At 54.4% G+C, this 3503-nt stretch carries 5 protein-coding genes; 1 reads left to right on the forward strand and 4 read right to left on the reverse strand.

Annotation, left to right across the window (positions count from 1 at the left end; all coding sequences use genetic code 11):
• Positions 1–110 precede the first annotated feature (110 nt).
• From yaiA to HX884_RS25720, 3 genes are all read right to left on the reverse strand, one after another.
• Positions 111–302, reverse strand: a complete 192-nt coding sequence (gene yaiA / locus HX884_RS25710; RefSeq protein WP_013095817.1) for a protein YaiA — start codon at positions 300–302, stop codon at positions 111–113.
• A gap of 44 nt (positions 303–346) precedes the next feature.
• Positions 347–871, reverse strand: coding sequence for a shikimate kinase AroL (gene aroL, locus HX884_RS25715; RefSeq protein ID WP_038982855.1), 525 nt, complete (start codon positions 869–871; stop codon positions 347–349).
• A 142-nt stretch (positions 872–1013) separates the two neighbouring features.
• On the reverse strand, positions 1014–1475 hold the full coding sequence (locus tag HX884_RS25720; RefSeq protein ID WP_029882460.1) for a YaiI/YqxD family protein: 462 nt from the start codon (positions 1473–1475) through the stop codon (positions 1014–1016).
• A gap of 96 nt (positions 1476–1571) precedes the next feature.
• Between HX884_RS25720 and proC the strand changes: the two genes are divergently transcribed.
• The gene (proC, locus tag HX884_RS25725; protein WP_013095814.1) at positions 1572–2381 is read left to right on the forward strand and encodes a pyrroline-5-carboxylate reductase; all 810 of its coding nucleotides are present in this window, start codon (positions 1572–1574) and stop codon (positions 2379–2381) included.
• A 17-nt stretch (positions 2382–2398) separates the two neighbouring features.
• On the opposite strand, the gene adrA is transcribed toward proC, so the two are convergent.
• On the reverse strand, positions 2399–3457 hold the full coding sequence (gene adrA, locus HX884_RS25730; protein ID WP_178328991.1) for a diguanylate cyclase AdrA: 1059 nt from the start codon (positions 3455–3457) through the stop codon (positions 2399–2401).
• Positions 3458–3503 lie beyond the last annotated feature (46 nt).

Consider the following 3503-nt stretch of genomic DNA (forward strand, 5'->3'; position numbering starts at 1 on the left):
CAACCCGCTACGGGGGAGACTTACCCGAAATCTGATTTATTCAACAAAGCCCATTAGCGATGAGTAAAAAGTGTGATTCAGGCACGGTATTGGAGCGTTTAGGAAAACATTTATGACTTATCGGGATCTTCGTAGCGCCGTTTCGCATCCAGCGCTTCCTGTTCAGTCTCATGTTCACTGATGAGTGAGTCGGGTTTAGGGTGATCGGCACGCAGTTGATACCAGGTCACGGTTTGATCGCCATTGCCTTTTTCAACGGTAACAATACGTGCTTCACGCGGATAGGGAGGTCTGGTTGGCATAGCTCATCCTTTTTTTATGTCAGAGCTATAAGTATAGACGGCGGTTAGCTGGCACAAGCCAAACGCAGGGCGGTAATAATCTGAATCACAACCTCTTCAGGCGACGCGGAAGCATCCACTACGTGATGTGCCGCTTCGCGGTATAACGCATCGCGCTCCGCCAGCACCTCGCTCACCTCTTCGCTGAGCGGTCTGGAGGTTAGCGCAGGGCGTTGCCCCTCTTCCGGAAACGCTTCCAGACGCCCCACCAGCGCAGCCACGGGTGCACAGAGATAAATCACAATCCCTTTTTCGCGCATAAAGCGGCGGTTATATTCCGCCAGAATAATTCCGCCGCCTGTGGCAATTACCGCATCGGGTGCCGTTACCGCTTCCAGCGCGGCCGTTTCACGGCTGCGAAAGCTCTCCCAGCCCTCTTTTTCGACGATATCCGCGATGGTTTGTCCGGCCTGAGTCTGCAGCCAGTGGTCGGTATCAACAAAATGACGTTGACAGGCACGCGCCAGCTCCAGGCCAACGGTGGTTTTCCCACAGCCGCGGGGGCCAACTAAAAAGATGGGTTGGGTCATAACCAGGTGTTTCCCCTTGATGCCGGATGGCTGAAGAGTGTAAAGAAATAATTGCAGAAGATGTTGCGTTTACTTTACTGCAAAGCGGTACGGAATGACAACCCTGTCACTGCCATACTGTACCACATATTGACAATGATTATCATTTAGCAGTGCGACGTTTCACTTCCAGCAGCCACTTATCCAGCTCTGCGGCAAACTGCTGGCGGTCACGTTGAGATAAACTATCTGGCCCGCCGGTCTGCACACCGCTGGCACGAAGCGTATCCATGAAATCGCGCATGGTCAGTTTTTCCCGGATGGTTGCTGGTGAGTAACGCTCCCCGCGCGGGTTCAGCGCTGCGGCGCCCTTTTCCAGTACCTCTGCGGCCAAAGGAATATCCGCCGTGATCACCAGATCTTCCGCGCTGCACAGCCGTACGATCTCGTTATCCGCCACATCAAAACCGGCAGGAACCCGCAACGCACGAATGAATCGGGAAGACGGTACGCGGATATTCTGGTTTGCCACCAGCGTAAGCGGCATCTGAACACGCTCGGCAGCGCGGAACAAAATCTCTTTAATCACATTCGGACATGCGTCCGCATCAACCCAAATCGCCATAATGTCTCCCCTATTGATACTGGCGACTATTGTCGCCTGCATTTCGTTGTTAAGCTATCAATCAGAGAAAACAACGCATAACGACGGAGAAACGTGATGGATAAGAAAATCGGGTTTATTGGCTGCGGTAACATGGGCAAAGCCATCCTGGGTGGCCTGATCGCCAGCGGGCAGGTCCTGCCGGGTCAGATTTGGGTCTATACACCATCACCGGATAAAGTCGCGGCGTTACGTGATGAGTATGGTATTAACGCAGCCGAAAGCGCGCAGGAAGTGGCCCAGGTCGCCGATATCGTCTTTGGGGCGGTTAAACCGAATATCATGATCAAAGTCCTGAGCGAGATCACCTCCAGCCTGAATAAAGACACGCTGGTGGTGTCGATTGCCGCAGGCGTGACGCTCGATCAGCTGGCCCGTGCACTGGGTCATGACCGTAAAATTGTTCGCGCAATGCCCAATACCCCTTCGCTGGTCAACGCCGGGATGACCTCCATCACCCCTAACGCGCTGGTGACCACGGAAGATGTGGCCGATGTGCTGAACATTTTCCGCTGCTTCGGCGAAGCGGAAGTGATTGCCGAATCGATGATCCATCCGGTTGTGGGCGTGAGTGGTTCTGCTCCTGCGTATGTCTTCATGTTCCTGGAAGCGATGGCGGATGCTGCGGTGCTTGGCGGTATGCCACGTGCGCAGGCCTATAAATTTGCCGCACAGGCGGTGATGGGCTCAGCCAAAATGGTGCTGGAAACCGGTAAGCATCCAGGGGAACTGAAAGATATGGTCTGCTCGCCTGGCGGTACCACCATCGAAGCGGTGCGTGTGCTGGAAGAGCGCGGGTTCCGTGCGGCGGTCATTGAAGCGATGGCGAAATGCATGGAAAAGTCAGAGAAGCTGAGTAAGTCCTGACCAAACTAAGCCGGATGTCAGGCGGCCACCTCGGTACGTCCGCGTCCGGCATTTATGGCTTTATAAAGCGCGATATCTGCCGCTTTTAACCATTCGCGGTAGTGGGCAAACTGTGTTCCCCATGGCGCAACCCCCACGCTGATGCGAAGCCGTTCGTTCGGGGCACAGGGTAACGACAGTTTTTTTAACCGCTCGTGGACACGGGACATCGCCGCAATTGCACTTTCTGCCGGGGTCCCGGACATGATGATCGCGAACTCATCGCCACCGAAACGGCCAATATAATCCCCGGCCCGCAGCGTCATCTGCAGTTGACGAGTGATAGCAATGATCGCTTCATCGCCCACATCATGTCCCCAGGTATCATTGATGCTCTTGAAGTGATCGATATCGATAAGCAGGATAGTGGTCTGACCATGATCCCGTCGGCACTTTTCATACTCCATCCGCAGCAACGTTTCCCAGTGGCGCCGGTTATAAACGCCCGTCATGCCATCGCGGGTACTCATCAGCTCAAGTTTTCGCTTATTTTCCGCCAGGCGAATGGCCGTCTGATGGCTCACCCAGGCAAAGAGTATTGGGTAGATCATCAAGACCGGCAGCGTCAGCCACCACTCCAGCGATCCGGAAGAGAGCACCACAACATTTCCGGTTAGCTTCAGCGTCACGACAGCGGATAACGTGGTTATGGCAATGCCTGAGAGAAACAGGCGACAGCCGCCGGATCCCATCATATTCATGCCCATCATCATAACCAGCGCAGCCGATGGCAGAGCGTTCACGCCCATCAGGCCAATCCAGATGCCGGTAAAAATAGCGTCGATCTTCAGATTGAAGATTTCACATTGATAAGGTTGAGATGAACGGCAGGTGAACTGCCAGGCAAGATGCGGCCAGATAAAAACCCAGCTCACCAGTAATAACCACCAGCCGCCGGGCAGAAAATGCGTGACCAGAACGCCGGCAACAGGAAAAAACATCGCCGCCAGACCCACAATCCGCCCCAGCCGGACGCGCCGGGCAAAGCGTATGCCGGTACGGTGCGCGTCATCCTGAGAAAGGTTTTGAACCGACATTCCGCAGCTAATTTAGGAATAAACTACCTCATAGAGTCTACCGAGT

This window comes from Enterobacter sp. SECR19-1250, assembly GCF_013391025.1.
Classification (GTDB): domain Bacteria; phylum Pseudomonadota; class Gammaproteobacteria; order Enterobacterales; family Enterobacteriaceae; genus Enterobacter; species Enterobacter cloacae.

Excerpts from the sequence above, each read along its gene's own strand:
- HX884_RS25720 (WP_029882460.1), bottom strand. The coding sequence starts at position 1,475 with ATGGCGATTTGGGTTGATGCGGACGCATGTCCGAATGTGATTAAAGAG.
- proC (WP_013095814.1), top strand. The coding sequence starts at position 1,572 with ATGGATAAGAAAATCGGGTTTATTGGCTGCGGTAACATGGGCAAAGCC.
- aroL (WP_038982855.1), bottom strand. The coding sequence starts at position 871 with ATGACCCAACCCATCTTTTTAGTTGGCCCCCGCGGCTGTGGGAAAACC.
- adrA (WP_178328991.1), bottom strand. The coding sequence starts at position 3,457 with ATGTCGGTTCAAAACCTTTCTCAGGATGACGCGCACCGTACCGGCATA.
- yaiA (WP_013095817.1), bottom strand. The coding sequence starts at position 302 with ATGCCAACCAGACCTCCCTATCCGCGTGAAGCACGTATTGTTACCGTT.